This is a genomic window from Gammaproteobacteria bacterium (assembly GCA_022340215.1).
In the GTDB taxonomy this organism is placed as follows: domain Bacteria; phylum Pseudomonadota; class Gammaproteobacteria; order JAJDOJ01; family JAJDOJ01; genus JAJDOJ01.
In genome coordinates, this window is record JAJDOJ010000187.1 from 1 (window position 1) to 17,235 (window position 17,235).

Genomic DNA, 17,235 nt, shown 5'->3' on the forward strand with positions numbered 1-17,235 from the left:
TCGTTCGTCATCAAGGCGCGACATCAGGCGCATAGTCGAACTATGTCTCTGTTGTCGCAACACAGAGGACGGACGAAAAGACAAGCAGGATGGTATGTCATTTGACAGAAATCGCCTCAAGTGGCGTGGGCAGCTTCGCCCTGGTCCTCGCTGTCCGCCATGGAGGGGCAGACGCGCGCAATCCCGATACTGACACAGCCGAGCGGTATGACGACGAGTGTCAGCAACGTCGACACCAGGACCCCGAACAGCAGCGACACGGCCATGCCCTGAAAGATGGGATCGGTCAGGATGACGCTGGAACCACCGACCAGCGCGAAGGCGGTGATCAGGATGGGGCGCGTCCTGGCTTCACAGGAACGGATGACCGCCTCCTCGAGCGATATGCCTCGTTTCACCTCGGCGATCGTGAAGTCCACCAGAAGGATCGAATTACGCACGATGATACCGGCCAGGGCAATGAATCCGATCATGGAGGTCGCGGTGAATTGAGCGTTCATGATCCAATGTCCCGGGATGATACCCAGCAGTGTCAGGGGAATCGGCGCCATGATGACCGCCGGCACACTGAAATTGCCGAACATGCCGACCACGAGCATGTAGATCAACACCAGTGCCACCGCGAACGAAATTCCCATGTCGCGAAACGTCTCATAGGTCACGGTCCACTCGCCGCCCCACTCGAACCCGGAGCGCCCATCGGCGGGCGGCGGCCCGATCATGTAGCCCGACATCACCTGCCCGTCGGGTGTGGTGTAGTTCTTGAGCAGCCGGTCCACCTCCAGCATTGGATAGATGGGTGCACCCAGACGACCGACCGCGTCTCCGACGACATACTCCACCGGCCTGAGGTCCTGGTGGTAGATGATAGGATCCTGCAGGATCCGCTCGAAGCGGCCGAGTTCCCCGAGCGGCACCGTCGTACCAGTGGGTGAAGCGATCGGCAGCTCCGCCAGACGACTCATCTGGGTCCTCGCGCTGAGCGGAATCTCGATGACGATATAGGTCGGTTCGATCGAGGAGCCAACCTTCATGCGGTCGACCTTGAACCCGCCCATGGCCATGGAAAGGTTACGGATGATCGCGTCCACGGAGATCCCGCGCCGGACCGCCTTCTGGGTGTCGATCTCGAAATGCCAGACCTCGTGCGGCGCAGCCATATAGTTGTCGACGTCCGCCAACGATTCGACGCTCTCGAAGATCCGCGTCATCTCCTCGGCTACCGCGACGCGGGTCTTGCGTTCCGGTCCGTAGATCTCCGCCGCCACGGACTGTAGCACCGGGGGACCTGGCGGCATCTCGGCGATGGTGATCCGGGCTCCCGCCTCGCGCGCAATGGGGGTTAGCTTCTCACGGGCCTCGACCGCGATCTCGTGACTGGACCGCTTCCGCTCGCTCTTGTGTTTGAGCTGAACCTGCAGTTCGCCGTGCCAAGGTTCGTCGCGCAGGTAGTAGTGCCTCACCATGCCGTTGAAGTCGAAGGGTTTGGCAGTGCCGGCATAGGTCTGAACCGCCGTGACCTCAGGGATGTCCCGCAACGTCTCGGCAAGCTCACGGTTCAGGTTCTCCGTGGTCGCGACCGCCGTTCCCTCCGGCATGTCGACCACGACACTGAACTCGGCCTTGTTGTCGAAAGGCAGCATCTTCACGGTGACCGCCGTGGTGTAGAACATGGCGCAGACGGCGAAGAACGCCACAAAAAGACCAATGAGGAGGGACCACCCGAGGAGACGCTTGTGTATCAGGGGCGGCAGCACGGAGCGGAAAACCTTGTCTATACGCTCGCGTGTCTTGTGCTCCTTGTCCTCGGCGACCTTCAATTGCTGCAATGTCGGCTTGATGTACGTCGCAAACCAGGGCGTGAACACGAAGGCCGCGAACAGGGAGATCAGCATGGCCACGGAACCGAGCTTTGGGATGGGCGCCATGTAGGGCCCCATCAGGCCCGATACGAAGGCCATCGGCATCAGCGCCGCGATGACGGTGAAGGTCGCAAGGATGGTGGGATTTCCCACTTCCCTGACGGCGTCCACCGCGGTTTCGGTGTCCATCTCACCCTTCATCAGCCAACGCCGGTAGATGTTCTCGATGACGACGATCGCGTCATCGACCAGGATACCGATGGAGAAGATCAACGCGAACAGACTGACACGGTCGATCGTCATCCCCCATACCCATGCCGCAAACACCGTCATGAGGATGACATTCGGAATCACGAGCGTGACCACGACCGAGGGCCGCCATCCCAGGCTGAAAAGGACCAGAATGGTCACGGCGCCCGTGGCGACGACCAGCTTGAACAGAAGCTCGTTGACCTTGTCGTTGGCCGTCTCGCCGTAGTTTCTCGTAACCTCGACATTGACCTCGGGCGGGATCATCCGATCCTTGAGGGTCTCGATCTTGTCGATGATGTCGTTGGCGACCACGACGCCGTTGGTTCCGATCTTCTTGGCGACCGCGATCGTGACAGCCTGCTCCCCGTCCGCGGTCAGGTCTCGGTCGTAGACCTCCGCGTAGGCCGGTCCGGTGTAGTAGCTGACGTATTCATCCGGCTCGTTGAGCGCGGACGATACCCGGGCGATATTCCTCAGGTAGATCGGCTGTCCGCCCTGAACGCCGACGACCAGGTTCGCGACATCTTCCGCGCTGCGAAGGAATGCCCCCGTGTAGACCTTGAACGAGGCACCCGCGGTTTCCACGACTCCGGTGCCCGCCTCGGCGTTGGCGGTCTGGATCGTCTGGGCGACCTGGTCGAGACTGATGCCGAAGCCCGACAAGCGCTCGGGGAGCACTTCGATATTGATCTGGGATCGCCGTCCTCCGACGACGAAGCCCTTCCCGGTGCTCGGGATCTGTTTCAGCTCCTGGAGGAGGTTGACGGCCAGCTTGCGGAGCGTTCCACCGTCGATGGATTCGGACCACAGGGTCAGGGTGACAACCGGGACATCATCGATGCTCTTTGGTTTGACCAGCGGAGGGGGGAGATTCGGGGGCAGCTCGTCCATCCTCGACTGGACCTTTTCATGGACCTTGACGATCGACTCACCCAGGTCCTCCCCTACCTTGAAACGGACGATGACCATGCCCTGTTCACGCTGGCTGGCGGAATAGACGTGCTTGACGCCGGGGATCTCGCTCATGGCCCGCTCCAGGGGCTCTATCGCCTGGGCCGCGACCTGCTCGGATCTGGCGCCGGGGTAGCTGACGAACAGGTCGATCATCGGGACCGAGATCTGGGGATCTTCCTGGCGCGGGGTGAAGATCAGTCCCATCAGCCCCATCGCCAGCATGCCGATGTACAGCATCGGTGTGAGTGGCGAGTGAATGAAGTACTGTGCGGTCTTGCCCGCAATACCCAGATGCGCGTTTTCCCCTGAATTCATAGCGTCGCCAATCCTTTTTGTTCGTTACGGTAGTAGAGAGCCGCCTGCTACCTACCAGAAGCAGCGGGATCCGTAATGGAGACGGTACCGACAGGGGTGTATTGCTGCGCAGAGACCTCGCGACGCTCCTCCCGGTCAGACGGCTCCCCCTGGGAACTACTACAACGACATACCCGAACGCAGGCCGGGCGGTGGCTCCCGTACGATCTGGGTCCCCTCGGATAAGCCGGCGAGCACGGTGACGTGCTGGTCACTATAGGGTTCTCCGAGTCTCACGAGCCTGAGCACGGCACGATTCCGGTCGTCCACGACGAAAACGTAGTACAGCCCACCCTTCTCAATGACCGCGCTGCTGGGAATCACCAGGGACGCCTGAGCGCCCATCCTGGGGTCAGGTATGCGCACCTCGGCGTACATGCCGGCCTCGACCCGGGTCTGTTCCGGGACGCCGATCTCCAAGTAGATCGTATGCCTGACGGGATCGGCCACCGGTGCGATGCGAATCACCCTGCCGAGGATCGGCTGTTGGGACGAGCCGAACCTCACCTCGATGTCCTGTCCGACCGTAACACCACCCCGCAGACTCGCCGGGATGTGCACCTCAACCTTGAGGCTGCTGGTGTCGGAATACTCGAGCAGGGGCATGCCTGGCTGTACCGGGTCACCCACTTCCACGAATTTCTTGCTGATGACCCCATTGAAGGGGGCGACACTCTTGGTGTCGCGCAGTTTTGCCTGGATCTGACGGATCTGGGAATCGGCCTTCATCATTGAGTTGCGGGCCTGGTCCATCTGCGTCTGCCGAGAAACGACGTCCGAATAGCGGACCGCGCCGGTATCGCGCGTACCCATCATGCTCTGCATCGGGTTGAAGAACATGTCATCCATCATCGATGGCATGCCCATGCCGCCGATGCCGGTCGATTGGCTCTGTGGACTGCGCAGCTCCCTGTGGTACTGCGCCCCGGCGTTTCGCCAGGCCGAATCCGCGTTCGCACGCGAGGCATAGGCCGACCTCAACTGGGCCTGCAGCGCATCGTCGTCCAGCGTGACCAGGACTTGCCCGCTCTGGAACGTGCTGCCGACGTCACCGGCAATATATTCCACGCGCCCGGGCATCTGTGCGGTGAGTTTGACGGTATCCTTCGCGGCCACGGTGCCGCCGACCGCCACGCTCGCACCCATCGTCATCTTCTCGACCATCACGAGCTCCACGGGCGCTCGCGGCGGATCGTCGCCTGCCTGGGCCATCGCAAAATAGGTCGATCCCGCAATCGCCGTAACGGCAAAGGCGACCGCAAATTTCGTCTTCTTGCCAATCTTTCGTTTCATCTGATATACCTTACAGGTCTAAACAGCCGATCCGGGCAGATCGGCGAATTCACACCCCGTGGCCGCTACCGGGAAATCCCTATACCGCGTACCCGCCAGAAACTAAACCGGCATTTATATCACCATATGTGGTGTTTATTCGTTGCGTCGTATCCACGCGCTAGAATCGAGAGCCCGCGTAGTCGACAACATGGATTCTTACACGCATCCGACATCCTGTGTCCACTGGCGTCACGTTGATTCCCTGGTCGCAGGAAAGGCGCCATCGAAGGTTGGGGTGCAGTACGGCAGCAGCGGAAATTCCCTAGCGTGCCGGTCATGCTTTTAAGTAACATAGCACAACTTGGTGTGCTCCACGTAGTGTCCCCACGCCATGCGGCAGCACCTGTCTGACGCGATCGATACGTAACTTCCGGAAGGCTCGCGGTACGGGTTTCGGCGCATCCGGATATCGTAATTTTCCTATATATTGATTTCACGTCGCTGAGTCACAAAATCGCTGCGGGTCGAGATTCTGGGCGCGACCACCGGCAATTCAGCGCCCTGCAATTCCATTCCCGGCCCGATGCCGTTTCTGCCACGGAAAATGGCGCAGGAGGGAGACCACGACGCGGCGTAAAGCGTCAGCAGCACCCCCCAGGCGGTTTCCAGCGGAGCGCCGACGATTGACAACGATTCCGCGACAGACCAAGACGCCAGTCGCGGGGCGGCCGAAACCGGAACCGATGACAGCCGGAGATGCATTTCACCCGAGTGTCTCAGCCCCCAGACGCCGATGCCCTCACCGTTCCGCGAGGCAGCCGACCTGCGGGTTTCCCCGCATCGGCTCCAGCCATACCCTGTCCTGGCCAACGCCGTGCCGGGTCAGCCTCTGCGAGGCCGCCCGCAGGAAGACCTCCGGCGCGCAGACATAGGTGTCACATTCCGCGATTTCAGGGGTTTCTCCGAGAATCTTTCTGAGGACATCCCCGATCCGGTCCACACCGCGGCCTCCCTCGCTCAACAGGGATGTCAGGTCCTCGGACATGCTGATCGGGGTATACCTGAACTCGTCCAGCGCGTCCCGCCACGACCGGCAAAGATTGTCGAGATACTGGCCCTCGGGTTTGCATGCGATCCAGAACAGGCGGATGTCGCGACCACCTTCCTGAGCCGTGGCGTGCTCGATCAGACTCTTGGCGGCCGCGAATCCGATATCGAATGCGATCAGCACCAGCGGACGACGGCTCTGCTCGTCCAGCACGAAGCTCCCCATCGGCCCGACCAGGTCAACGCTGCTCCCCGGGGTCAGTTTGCCGAAGATGTAGTCCGACACCGGATTCCCTGTCCGCCTGCGGATATGGAACTCCAGGCGCCGGTCGTCACAGGGGCAACTGGCGATGGACGCGTCCAGGTCGCCATGACCGGCGATATCGAGGTTCGCATACTGGCCCGCGAGAAACCGCAACCTTTCGGTTCGCGGGGTCTGCATGTGCAGCACCACCAGTTCGTCGCTGACGAAATTAAGTTTGCGAACCTTCACCCGGATACGGCGCGGCTCGATGTCCTCGGCCGAATGTGCCACGTCGGCCTCGATCACCAGGTCGCTGGCCGCGGAATTGCAGCACATCAATGCATAGCCGGTGGCCTTTTCAGCCGCGGAGAACACGTAGTCCTGATGCCGCAGGGCTAGCAGTTCCCCCTCGATGAGGCGTGCCTTGCAATTGCCGCAATTGCCGCTTCCGCACGAATAGTCGATTGCGATACCCGCCTTGACCGCGGCATCGAGGATCGACTCGTGGCGCTCGACTTCGAAGCTGAGTCCGTGGTTTAGGATGGTAACGGTATGGCCCATGGCTCCTGCCCGATCCAACTGTACATCACGTCTTCAGCATTGACTGCCACCCGAGCGTGGCATGTTGTGACCGGACCGGCGCTCGACTCAACTCCACCCGAGCCGACCGGCCCGTCGATCAGATCCCCGGCTGCCGCTCGATCCGAAGCCGTCCATCCTCAAGCCAGATCTGGACCGGTTTGCCCAGCACGTCCGGCAGGATCTTCTCGCTGACAACGTAGCGACCTGCCACGGCGACCAGTTCGGGATAGAGGGCGTGACAAAAGACACGGGCCTCCTGGTTTCCCTTGACGCCGGCAAAGGCCCGCCCTCGAAGTGCGCCATAGATGTGAATGTTCCCATCGGCCATCACCTCGGATCCGGAACCGACCTGCGACAATACGATCAGGTCTCCGCCGGCGGCGTAAATCCGCTGACCGGAACGCACGGGCCGGGTGATCGTCATGGTCTGCCCGGACGGCGAGGCCTCGGCCTCCGGTTTCGAATCCTCCGCCCCGCAGCGCCCGGGTTTCTTTGCGGGAGCGGATTCGGTTTCCTGCTGGCCACCGGCGAATATCGCGAGTTCCATGCCCTGCGCGGACGCATTCAGCGCATCTGTCCCGCCGCGTACACCGATGGGGATCATACCGGCGCCCCGCAGGATGCCGACGAGCAGCGGGAACTCCACCGACCCGCTGTCCGTTTCCAGGGCGTGCAGATCGATAATGACCGGCGTGTTGCGAAAGAACTCGGGAGCCTGTTCCTGCTTTTCCGCGATCACCGAGGAAACGGCGTCCATGTCGCCCTGCAACAGGCGTAATACCGGCAAGGTAAAGGAATCCGCCCTCAGGTCCGCGACGACGGTCCGTTCAATGGTTGCTTCTCCCGCACTGGCTGACATCTGCGTGTCTCTCCCTCGGTGGTGGTCCCGGTCCTGACCGTCAGGTGAGACGATCGGGCCCGGACATTTTCGCTACTTATACTCGGATGCAATAACGCGGATCAAGGCAAAGACGGGGTCGGCCGGACCAGGCGGGCAAACAGCCCTCGGTTTTCCCGACCGTCACGAACGGGGTCCCGACTCCAGACGCGACCTTTCGACAACGGCCAGTGTAAGTCTCGACACGGCAGCGAGCCTGTCGTCGCCATCGCCGATTCGCACGTCCCAGACCTGAGTCCGCTTCCCCAGATGGATCGGTGTGGCACGCCCCTCGACCGTGCCCTGAAGCACCGGTCGAAGGTGGTTGACATTGATCTCCATCCCCATGCAGGCGAACCGGAAGCGATCGACGCAATAGGTCGCACCCATGCTGGCCAGCGTTTCGGCGAGCACGGCCGAAGCACCACCGTGCAGGACACCGAAGGGCTGCAGGGTACGATGGTCTACCGGCATGGAGGCCGTGATGAAATCGTCGCCAACCTCGGTGAACCGGATACCGATACGCGAAATCATCGATCCGGTCGAGAATTCGTTGAGTTCATCCGGCGTGGGACGAGAATGCCAGACCTCGTTTTCCGCTTTGGCCATCACGATCCGTCATGTTATCACGCGCCGGGCACCCCGGCTTGATCCTTAGGCGATTGCCGGAAAATGACATACCAGATCGCGCCGGGTGAACTGCGAAGCAGTGAACGGCTTGGGCAGGAAGCCCAAGACCGGTGCCCAAGCAAAGCAGGGAAAGCGCCGCGCCGGGATCGTTCGTCATCAAGACGCGACAACAGGCGCATCGTCGAACGATGGAACGGTTGTCGCAACACAGAGGACGGACGACAAAGACAAGCAGGATGGTATGTCATTTGACAGAAATCGCCTTAGCCCGTACCGGGACCGGTTCCCCCAGCGGCCGCGGCACCGCGCGCCGTGCCGCGGCCACCTCGTCATTACCGGGGCCCAGGTCGACGGCAAGGGGCGATCCCGTGCTCGGCCATTGCCCCTTCATCACGTTCCGCGGTTCTGACCCCTCGAACAGGAGATAACCGTAAGCACCGTAGTGCGGCAGCTTGCGCGCCAGTCCCGCCAGAGCCGCCGTATCGTCGACGGCAATCATCCCGACAGCGACATCCGGCCTGTGGGGTCTGCATGCGGCCAGCACCAGACTGGCGTTTCCGACACGCCCCGCAGCGGAAGCGGCTCGAAGGACATCATCGAGTCCGTCGCGCTCGCCAACCCATCGGTCGAACTCCGCCGTGAACCGGTTTTCCCGGCCCAGGAGCCAGACCGAACGGTCTTCGGGCAGTGCATCGATCTCCCGGTCGGAGACCGCTTCCGCTCCCGGATAGCGACGCCGCCAGGCCGCCGCGAGCGCCCCGTATTCCCGAGCTGCGCCCGCACTCACGGACGAGGGCAGGACGATCAACGGCTTGTCGGCGCCGAACACCTGCCCCAGGGTCGGCGGTAGCTCCCTGGGATCGAGTCGGCGGAACAGGTCGAAATCCGGGTCCACGTCGACACGCAGCGGCCTCGCCGGCAAGGCGATCTCAACCCGCCGCTTTTTTTCTTTCATATCGACGACGAATTCCTGCGCCAGGTCGTCACCTTCAACCGTGACGGCGACCGGGACCCGCAGTTCGTACGCCGGTCCCTCTTGCGCCTGCTTTAGCGTGAGATCAAGCATCCACTCTCCGTCCTGCCCCTGTACCCCGGCATCCTCGATCGTCAAAATCGGGGCACCCGTGCGCGTCAGCCACTGCGTGAAGAACGAGACCAGGTCGGCACCGGTTGCCGATTCCATCGCCCGACGCAGGTCGTTGTAACTGGCCTCCTTCAAGGCTTGATCACGGTAGAAACGGCGCAGGCCTTCGACGAACGGCCCGTCGCCGAGTCGGCGACGCAGCATATGGAACATCATCATCCCCTTGCCGTATCCGACCGCCTGGGTCTCGTCGTTGTGGCGCGAAACGAACGCGGACAGGGGAAAATCCTCTCCCGCCGACACGTAGTCCGCGTATCTGCCCAGCGTATCTCGCCGGTACTGCGCCCCCCGCCCCTGAATCTCCTTCTGAAGGTGGTCCGCCAGGTAGGTCGTCAGCGCCTCGCTCCAGTTGCCCTGCGTGATGTCGACGTAGACCCCGTTGCCCCACCAGTCGTGCAGGATCTCGTGTGGGTAGGATGAATCGATGATGAACGGCAGCCGCAATACGCGTGAGCCGAGCAACGTGAAGGACGGCATGCCGTAGCCGGTCGGCCTGTCGTTCTCGACCAGGGCAAACTTGGCGTAGGGATAGTCGCCCAACAGGCGCTCGTAGCGCCCGATATAGCGCCGGGAGGCGTCCAGATAGCGCTGCGCCAGTTCCGGTTCGGGCTGGAGCAGGTAGACCTGGACAGTCACGTCCCCGCTCGTGTCTTCATAGACGTGATAACGCCCCGCCACCAGATGGATGTCCTCCTGGGGCTTGTCCTCACGCCAGGACACCGTGCCACCCGCCATCTCGGAGTTTTCACCCTGACTCACCGACACCCATCCCGGGGGCATTCGCACCGCAAGACGGAACGTCGAAAGCGCGCCCTCGACGGAAGCGTACCAGCCGTTCGCGCCGGACAGATGCAGGACTTCAGCTTCCGGGTCGATACCCAGCGAATCCAGGCGAGCCTCGTAACTCAAGGTGACTCCGGGGGGCGCGGCCCGGGGAAAGAGGCGAAATCGACGAAGGCGTTCCCCGTCCCTGCATTCCGATTCCGCCTCGATCCCACCCTCGCGAGGGTCCATCTGCGGGGTCAGCGCACAATGCAGGTACAGCGCGAATCCCGCTTCCGCATTGGCGCCGGACAGGTCAAGGGTGTCCCTGACGGACAGCCGACCGGCCTCCGGGTCCAGTGTCACCTTCATGTCGTGACCTACGACCGCGACGCCCTTCTCCATCGCGATTGCCGACCGGCCGAGCAGGGCGAACGCCACAAGGAGAAGACAGCGAATAAACGGCATCGTCGTCGGTCGGACATTCATCCGGTGCTTGTACCACCCCTGACTGGAACCGGGCAACTGGTCGCCCCACTGCATTCGCAAAGACTTCATATCGGTCCGCGGGTATGCTGTGGCTTTTTACGATTCAACCCACCAGGATACGAAGGTTATGCTCGCATTCCTAGACGGTGATCTCCCAGGAATCAGGATGACACACGCCACTGCCAACGGGACGATGAAGACCCGTTTGCGGCATGGTTTCATGTCCTTAACTGCCTGGGTCGCGGTTGCGCTACTTGCGGCCTGTATGCCGGAACCGAAACCGGCGAAGACCGAACCGGTCGGTCTGAACCTTGGGGATGGGGCGGAAATAATGTCCGTGGACCTGTCGACCCTGCAAACCCTCGATAAACTGGTCGAAAAACTCACCGGGTCTCGTGTGGTATTCGTCGGCGAATCCCACGACCGCTACGAACACCACCTCGCCCAGCTCGAAATCATTCGCGGACTCCATGCGAGGCACCCGAAAATGGTCATCGCCATGGAATTCTTCCAGCAACCCTATCAGGGATCGCTCGACGACTACGTCAGCGGCGCGGTCAGCGAGGAGCAGATGCTGAGGGCGACGGAATACTTCAGCCGCTGGAGTTTCGACTACCGACTCTACCGACCGATTCTGGAATACGCCCGCGAACGGGGGATCCCCCTGCTCGCCCTCAATGTCCCGACGGAAATCAGCAGAAAGGTGGCGCAGGAGGGCATCAACGGGCTCCAGGGTGACGATGCGGCGTGGGTTCCGGAAGGCTTCGATCGCTCCGATGTGGAATACGAGACCCGCATGCGCGAGATCTTCGAGCAGCACCCGCACGCGGCACAGCAACGGTTCGAGTATTTCTTCGAATCGCAACTGCTCTGGGACGAAGGCATGGCCGAACGTGCAGGCGAATACCTGGAAGCAAACCCGGACACCCTGATGGTCGTGCTGGCCGGTTCGGGGCACCTGGCCTACCGATCGGGGATCCCGGCCCGCCTCGCGCGCCTTAGCGGCATCGAAGGACCCGTCGTGCTGGTCGGTGCGGACGCGCTGACCGACCCGGCGATCGCCGACTACGTGCTCATCGTCAAGGAACGATCGCTTCAGCCGCGGGGGCTGCTCGGCATCTTCATGGAGGATACCGACCAGGGCGTCGTCGTCAGTGGCCTCTCGAAAGACAGCGCCGCGGCCCGGGCCGGAATCGTCAAGCGGGACCGGCTCCTCGAACTCGACGGGATCTCCGTCGGTGGTACCGAGGATGTCAGGATCGCACTGCTGGACGCGGAGCCGGAAGATTCGGTCTCCGTTCGGATCGCACGGGAGAACGATGGAAAGGAGTCCGTCGTGGATGTGGATGTCATCTTGGGGCAGTAGCGCGCCCGCGGTTCGCCGGTCGCACCGGCGCAAACAGTCTGACATCCCTGCGTTTGAACAGCGGCACCAGGACCATCCCGGCAAGAAACCCACCGATGTGCGCCCCGAAGGCAACCCCGCCCTCACTGCTGTCGGTCAACAGGGTGCTGACCAGTTGCATCCCGAACCAAAGCCCCAGCACCCAGTACGCCGCGATACGCATGGTGTGGAGATAGAACCCGATCGGCAGCACGACCAGCATCCGGGCGTGCGGATACAACAGCAGGTAGGCCCCCAGCAGGCCCGAGATCGCACCGCTGGCGCCGATCATGGGAATCGTGGAGTCCGGGTCCGGCAGGGCCTGCGCCAATACGGCCACCACACCACAGGCCAGATAAAACAGAAGAAAGCGGATGCGACCCATGGCGTCCTCGACGTTTTTCCCGAACACCCACAGATAGAGCATGTTGCCCAGCAGGTGCATCCATCCGCCGTGGAGAAACATCGAGGTGAACACCGTCGCCCATGGAGGGACCACGATCAGTTCGTCGGGAAGCACCTTGTGCTCGAACAGCACGGCCGGGATGACCCCAAGCGCATAGGCGGCAATCGGCCCCTGATCGCCCAGCGACCTCTGCCACAGGAACGCCAGCACGCAAGCGGCGATCAGACCAACGGTCAGAAACGGTATCCGGCCGACGGGATTGTCGTCGTGGACGGGAAACACGGGTTCAGTTTATGCCAGCAGGCCCAAACCCTCACGACCGCACATCAGGGATGCTGTTCGAACACCTCCTCGAGGAATGCCTGCAGCTGCTCCCAGGAACGGTGATCGGCCCTCTCGTTGTAGGCCAGATTGGGAATCCCACGCTTTTCCGCACCGGGCACGGTAAACGCATGCCGAGCACCGCCGTAGAAGGTCATCTGCCAGTCTACGTTTGATTTCTCCATGGCGGCCATAAATGCCGCGACACGCTCGGCAGGGACGAATTCGTCTGCGTTGCCGTGCGCCACCATGACACTCGCGCGTATGGCCTCGGCCTGCGCGTCCGTAGGCACGGGCAGCGAACCGTGAAAACTGGCGACCCCCTTGAGATCGGCCCCGGAGTAAGCCATCTGCATTACGGTCGCTCCCCCGAAGCAATAGCCGATCGCTGCGACACGCGTCGGGTCAACGAATTCGTGCTTGCGCAGGATATCCACCCCCAGCATTGCACGTCTCTGCCACTGTTCGACATTGGACGCGATCTGCTTCATCCAGGCCTTCGCCTCGCTGGCGTGCTCCGTCACGCGACCCTCGCCGTACATGTCCACTGCAAATGCGACATACCCCAGGCGCGCGAGCATCTCCGCGCGGTGGCGGGCATAGTCGTCGAGCCCCCACCATTCATGCACGACGATGACACCTGGCCGGCGCCCCTCGATCGCGTCGTCCCAGGCGAAATAGCCGCGCAACTGCGTATCGCCATCGCGGTATTCCACCGCCTTGACCTGCACCTCGGCCGATGCCGGAACAACGGCGAAGACCAGAAACCAGCATCCCGCAAAAATTAGACGTCTCATACCCGCCCCCCTGTGTGAAGTTTCTCGCGACCGTGAAGATTGTATCAGCTAAATCGGACCCGTTATGGTAGCGCTCCAGGCCACACGACAGGCAATCGCAGTAACAGAAACGACTCCGGAGACCCCAGCATGCGCGAGATCATTCATGTCCGCACCACCAGTAGAGAGGAACTGATCGACATCACGCCACAAGTGGCCGCCATCGCGAGCCGCAGCGGGGTGCGCAATGGTCTGGTTTCGGTCTACGCACAGGGCGCGACGGCCGCGATCATGATTCAGGAAAACTGGGACGAGAGCGTACAGACGGATGTGGTCAATCTGCTGCGGCAGCTCGCCCCGAAGGGTGTCTGGCTCCACGACCGCCAGGACGGCAACGGGGACTCCCATCTCAAGTCGGGCCTTGTCGGTCCGTCCGAGACCGTCCCCCTAATCGACGGAGCGCTGGGATTGTCCCGGTGGCAGAACATCTTCTTCTGCGAATTCGACGGCCCGCGAGGTAGTCGACCCATCGTCTGCACGGTAATCGGAGATGACCGTTAGGCCTAGTACCGTATCATGGACCGCGCATCTCTGCGGATCGACGGGTGCACCGACATTCCCAGCCGGCCAATGACGCGGCGCCTTAATGCCACGGGGAATCCATAACCGATCGATCTGACGATGGAATGTACTCTCTCCATACTCTGGAGTCCTATTTGGTGGGATCTAGAGGAAAATCTACTTGGGCAGAAACCTTCCCGGTGCATTTACGGATTCTGTCCACCTAATAACATATTATGCCATAAAGACATATAAATCATGAAAGAGAAAGTCGGACGAAATGATCCATGCCCCTGTGGCAGTGGAAAGAAATACAAGAAATGCTGTATTTCTAAAGTTACTGAAAATGATGATGATTTAGAAGAATTATACCGCTTTGAGCCCGGTTCATATGGAGATGTTGGTAGCTTTATGCCTTCACTAGCGTGTCTAAAACAAATCAGAAAAGATGAATGGAAATATCATTTTGTTTTAGTAAAGCCTGAGAGCATATATACCGATGAGGACGAAGCAACAAATGAAGCAGAAAAAGACATTTCAGACTCATATGTAGTCAAAGAAATAGGAGGTACGGATGCTAACTTGGCCATGTCCTTAAAGAGCAAAGGATATCTGAATGTGGATAATTACAACATCGTAGGTAGTAAAAAATTTCAGGCATAACATTTGATTCCAGCCGACCTTCGGGTCGCTAGCGCTCTTCTTGTCGGCTGAACCAAGGCGTTAGGCGGCGAATATGCGTCGTCTTTGTCCGTAGGGGGAATACACAAGTATGTACGCCGTTATTCGACATCACAACGTCAAAGGACCCGAAGCCAATGAGCTTGCGCGGCAAGGTAGGGAAGACTTCGTTCCGATTATCCGAAAAATGCCGGGGCTAATCGCGTACACGATAATTGCCGGAGACGACATGGCCTCGACCGTCAGCATCTTTGAAAGCAAGGCTGCCGCCGATGAATCAACCCGACGGGCGGTTGCATGGGCCGCCGAAACGGTGACTGACTTCGACGTGCCGACCAAGATCATTGAAGGCAATGTGATGGCACACGAGGTCCCTTGACCCGTCACTAACCCATTGGTGTGATGAGAATATCAACAAGTCGGTGGCGGTGAAGTATCCAACGTGCAGAGGTTCACGCGAGATTGCTGTCCGGAGTTTCCACCACCAAATGGTCGTGTTTCGTCATCTGGCAGTAGGTGTGACAGCGCTAGTTGAACCGTTCAGCCTCCTCCGCCAAGGTGCGAAGAAACACCTCGCGGTCTTCGTCGTCTACATAGACCGTCTCTTGCCGATCACCCCTGGACGTGACGTGGTACAGGGCACCGGCGAATTCAATGCGCAACGGTCTGGCCATACGCGAGAATATAGCTTGGTCGGTAGCATGTTACAATTCGAGACCTGACCCTATATCCTAGAACGCGGCTAATCATGATCTCGAATCCATCACTTCAATTAGCAACATGCTTCGAAGCTGTTGCCAGCGCCCTAGTCAGATGAATGGAACTCAAAACGCCTATAACATCATCTTTATCCGGCCTTCCATTGCGACTGACGACAACAACTGAACAATGGCATCGATCAAAGTCGCGAAGCACATCGCGTAGAGTAGCGCCGCTCGTAACAACCAAAAATCTTTTCCGCATGACAGTCTGAGGTTGAAACTGTTTATTATTCCTATACGATACTGGGATCACAACTCCAATGACTTTTTCATCTTCGATAACACAGATAGATTTCTCCGCACCTGTCACCAACTCATTTTTTGCGGCAAATTGCATATCAGTTTCCATAATCCCGTCAACGACAATCTGAGACTGAACATCTAACAGGAATCCCCGCGGGACATATTCGTTACGACGTAACAGTTTAGTGGTGTAAATATCTGCGCGCATGAAAAAATGACGAGTCGAATAAGCGAGAGCAACCCCCACCATTACCGGTAACACCACACTGTAATTCAGTGTCATCTCATATGTCATGATGGCCGCTGTCATTGGCGCACTGGTAGTCGCTGCGACCATGGATGCCATCCCCACCAGAGCAAACGTCGTCGGATCGGCATCCAGCGCAGGAAACCACATTGCCAATAATGTTCCAATGAAACCACCCAGGGTAGCGCCCAAAAATAATGACGGTGAAAACACACCGCCGGAACCACCGGAGCCGAGCGTCAGAGTTGTTGCCAGAAGTTTTCCAGTAAACAGCAGTAGTATGAACCAAGGATTCCCAATGGTGTCATTGAGAACATCCTGAATGGTTGCGTATCCCACACCCTGAACATAATAATGACCGGTAGTCCTTTGAAATCCATACATCATGACGCCTAAAATCAGAGCGCCACCGGCATGTCGGATGTAAGGATTTACAGGTAATGCTTCGAATCTATCTTCACTCCAATAGACAGCCTTGATGAAGAGTACCGCTGCCAAGCCAATAACCACAGCAAAAGGGAAGTAGAGGACTAGCACGAGTGCATTTTCTAGGGTGGCACTGGTAGGTAGTTGTGGCACCTGAAAAGCGGGATCGGGCCCGATCAGATACCGCCCGACATTCGCAGCGATAACCGATGACATGACCACCGGCATAATGGTACGAACATTCACCGCAAGAAGCAGCAGCTCCATCGAAAACAGGATGCCTCCAAGCGGCGCATTAAAAGTCGCCGCAATCCCACCACTGGCCCCGCAAGCAATCATTAAATTACGTTGATAGACACTTAATCGAAGCCATTTGGAGATGGTCGAGCTTAGGGCCGAGGAAATAAGAACGATCGGACCCTCCCGACCCAGGGAGCCACCGGTTCCAATGGTAATAGCAGACGCGAGGGATTTGACTACTGCCACGATGCCACGAATATCACCCTGCTTATTATGAATCGCACTAATTACTTCGGGCATACCATGGCCTTTGGCTTCCCTAGCAAACCGCTCAATTAGCCAGATGACGATCACACCGCCAATAGCGGGCACCACAATAATGAATGCCCCCCATACTGAGGCAGCCGTGTGTTGGTTGGCATCATAGTTCACAGAAAATTGGCCCAGGAAGCTGATGTTATGAACCAGGCCGATAAGTAAACGAAACAGCCAAGCGGCGTAACCGGTGAGGATACCAATAACAATCGAAATGAGAAAAATACTTCTCATTTCCAGTGGTCTTAGCTTCTCTTCATTCACTGCGCTATTTCCATCATCAGTTAGATATCATAAAAAACATATTGATTACCATAATTGAGAGTACCGAGTTCTCGACTGCTCTGAGCTAGCCTATCCAATGCCGTTGAGCTCGTCAGCCCACGCGGTCACCAGTTCTTC

The 17,235-nt window shown here is 59.4% G+C and carries 14 protein-coding genes and 1 pseudogene; 4 read left to right on the plus strand and 11 right to left on the minus strand.

What is annotated here, in order from left to right; translation table 11 throughout:
* Positions 1 to 116: 116 nt before the first annotated feature.
* The 7 genes from LJE91_13235 to LJE91_13265 form a co-directional block, all read right to left on the minus strand.
* Complete coding sequence (locus LJE91_13235) at positions 117 to 3,383, minus strand: efflux RND transporter permease subunit (protein MCG6869648.1); 3,267 nt, start codon at positions 3,381 to 3,383, stop codon at positions 117 to 119.
* A 159-nt stretch (positions 3,384 to 3,542) separates the two neighbouring features.
* Entirely contained in the window at positions 3,543 to 4,715 is a 1,173-nt protein-coding gene (locus LJE91_13240) for an efflux RND transporter periplasmic adaptor subunit (protein ID MCG6869649.1), read from the minus strand.
* A gap of 462 nt (positions 4,716 to 5,177) precedes the next feature.
* Positions 5,178 to 5,387, minus strand: coding sequence for a hypothetical protein (locus LJE91_13245; protein MCG6869650.1), 210 nt, complete (start codon positions 5,385 to 5,387; stop codon positions 5,178 to 5,180).
* 109 nt (positions 5,388 to 5,496) lie between these two features.
* Entirely contained in the window at positions 5,497 to 6,549 is a 1,053-nt protein-coding gene (locus LJE91_13250; GenBank protein MCG6869651.1) for a 2Fe-2S iron-sulfur cluster binding domain-containing protein, read from the minus strand.
* A gap of 118 nt (positions 6,550 to 6,667) precedes the next feature.
* Positions 6,668 to 7,429 (minus strand): septum site-determining protein MinC, encoded by a 762-nt coding sequence (gene minC, locus LJE91_13255; protein MCG6869652.1) that lies wholly within the window; start codon positions 7,427 to 7,429, stop codon positions 6,668 to 6,670.
* 162 nt (positions 7,430 to 7,591) lie between these two features.
* Positions 7,592 to 8,056 carry a hotdog fold thioesterase gene (locus LJE91_13260; GenBank protein MCG6869653.1) on the minus strand — a complete coding sequence of 155 codons (465 nt, stop codon included), beginning with the start codon at positions 8,054 to 8,056 and terminating at the stop codon, positions 7,592 to 7,594.
* 265 nt (positions 8,057 to 8,321) lie between these two features.
* Positions 8,322 to 10,541 (minus strand): M1 family peptidase, encoded by a 2,220-nt coding sequence (locus LJE91_13265; protein ID MCG6869654.1) that lies wholly within the window; start codon positions 10,539 to 10,541, stop codon positions 8,322 to 8,324.
* Positions 10,542 to 10,638: 97 nt separating this feature from the next.
* Between LJE91_13265 and LJE91_13270 the strand changes: the two genes are divergently transcribed.
* Positions 10,639 to 11,838: a ChaN family lipoprotein gene (locus LJE91_13270; GenBank protein ID MCG6869655.1), complete on the plus strand. Its 1,200-nt coding sequence runs from the start codon at positions 10,639 to 10,641 to the stop codon at positions 11,836 to 11,838.
* On the opposite strand, the gene LJE91_13275 is transcribed toward LJE91_13270, so the two are convergent.
* Positions 11,822 to 12,544: a rhomboid family intramembrane serine protease gene (locus tag LJE91_13275; GenBank protein ID MCG6869656.1), complete on the minus strand. Its 723-nt coding sequence runs from the start codon at positions 12,542 to 12,544 to the stop codon at positions 11,822 to 11,824. The two genes, LJE91_13270 and LJE91_13275, sit on opposite strands and share 17 nt — an antisense overlap.
* A 44-nt stretch (positions 12,545 to 12,588) precedes the next feature.
* Positions 12,589 to 13,380 (minus strand): dienelactone hydrolase family protein, encoded by a 792-nt coding sequence (locus LJE91_13280; protein ID MCG6869657.1) that lies wholly within the window; start codon positions 13,378 to 13,380, stop codon positions 12,589 to 12,591.
* 129 nt (positions 13,381 to 13,509) lie between these two features.
* Between LJE91_13280 and LJE91_13285 the strand changes: the two genes are divergently transcribed.
* From LJE91_13285 to LJE91_13295, 3 genes are all read left to right on the plus strand, one after another.
* On the plus strand, positions 13,510 to 13,920 hold the full coding sequence (locus LJE91_13285; protein ID MCG6869658.1) for a secondary thiamine-phosphate synthase enzyme YjbQ: 411 nt from the start codon (positions 13,510 to 13,512) through the stop codon (positions 13,918 to 13,920).
* Positions 13,921 to 14,178: 258 nt separating this feature from the next.
* Positions 14,179 to 14,583, plus strand: coding sequence for an SEC-C domain-containing protein (locus LJE91_13290; GenBank protein ID MCG6869659.1), 405 nt, complete (start codon positions 14,179 to 14,181; stop codon positions 14,581 to 14,583).
* Between the two features lie 109 nt (positions 14,584 to 14,692).
* Entirely contained in the window at positions 14,693 to 14,980 is a 288-nt protein-coding gene (locus LJE91_13295) for an antibiotic biosynthesis monooxygenase (protein ID MCG6869660.1), read from the plus strand.
* 76 nt (positions 14,981 to 15,056) lie between these two features.
* Here the strand turns inward: LJE91_13295 and LJE91_13300 are convergent.
* Together LJE91_13300 and LJE91_13305 are read right to left on the minus strand one after the other, a co-directional pair.
* Positions 15,057 to 15,275, minus strand: a pseudogene (locus LJE91_13300) (addiction module toxin RelE).
* A 94-nt stretch (positions 15,276 to 15,369) separates the two neighbouring features.
* Positions 15,370 to 17,097, minus strand: a complete 1,728-nt coding sequence (locus LJE91_13305) for a chloride channel protein (GenBank protein MCG6869661.1) — start codon at positions 17,095 to 17,097, stop codon at positions 15,370 to 15,372.
* Positions 17,098 to 17,235: the final 138 nt, after the last annotated feature.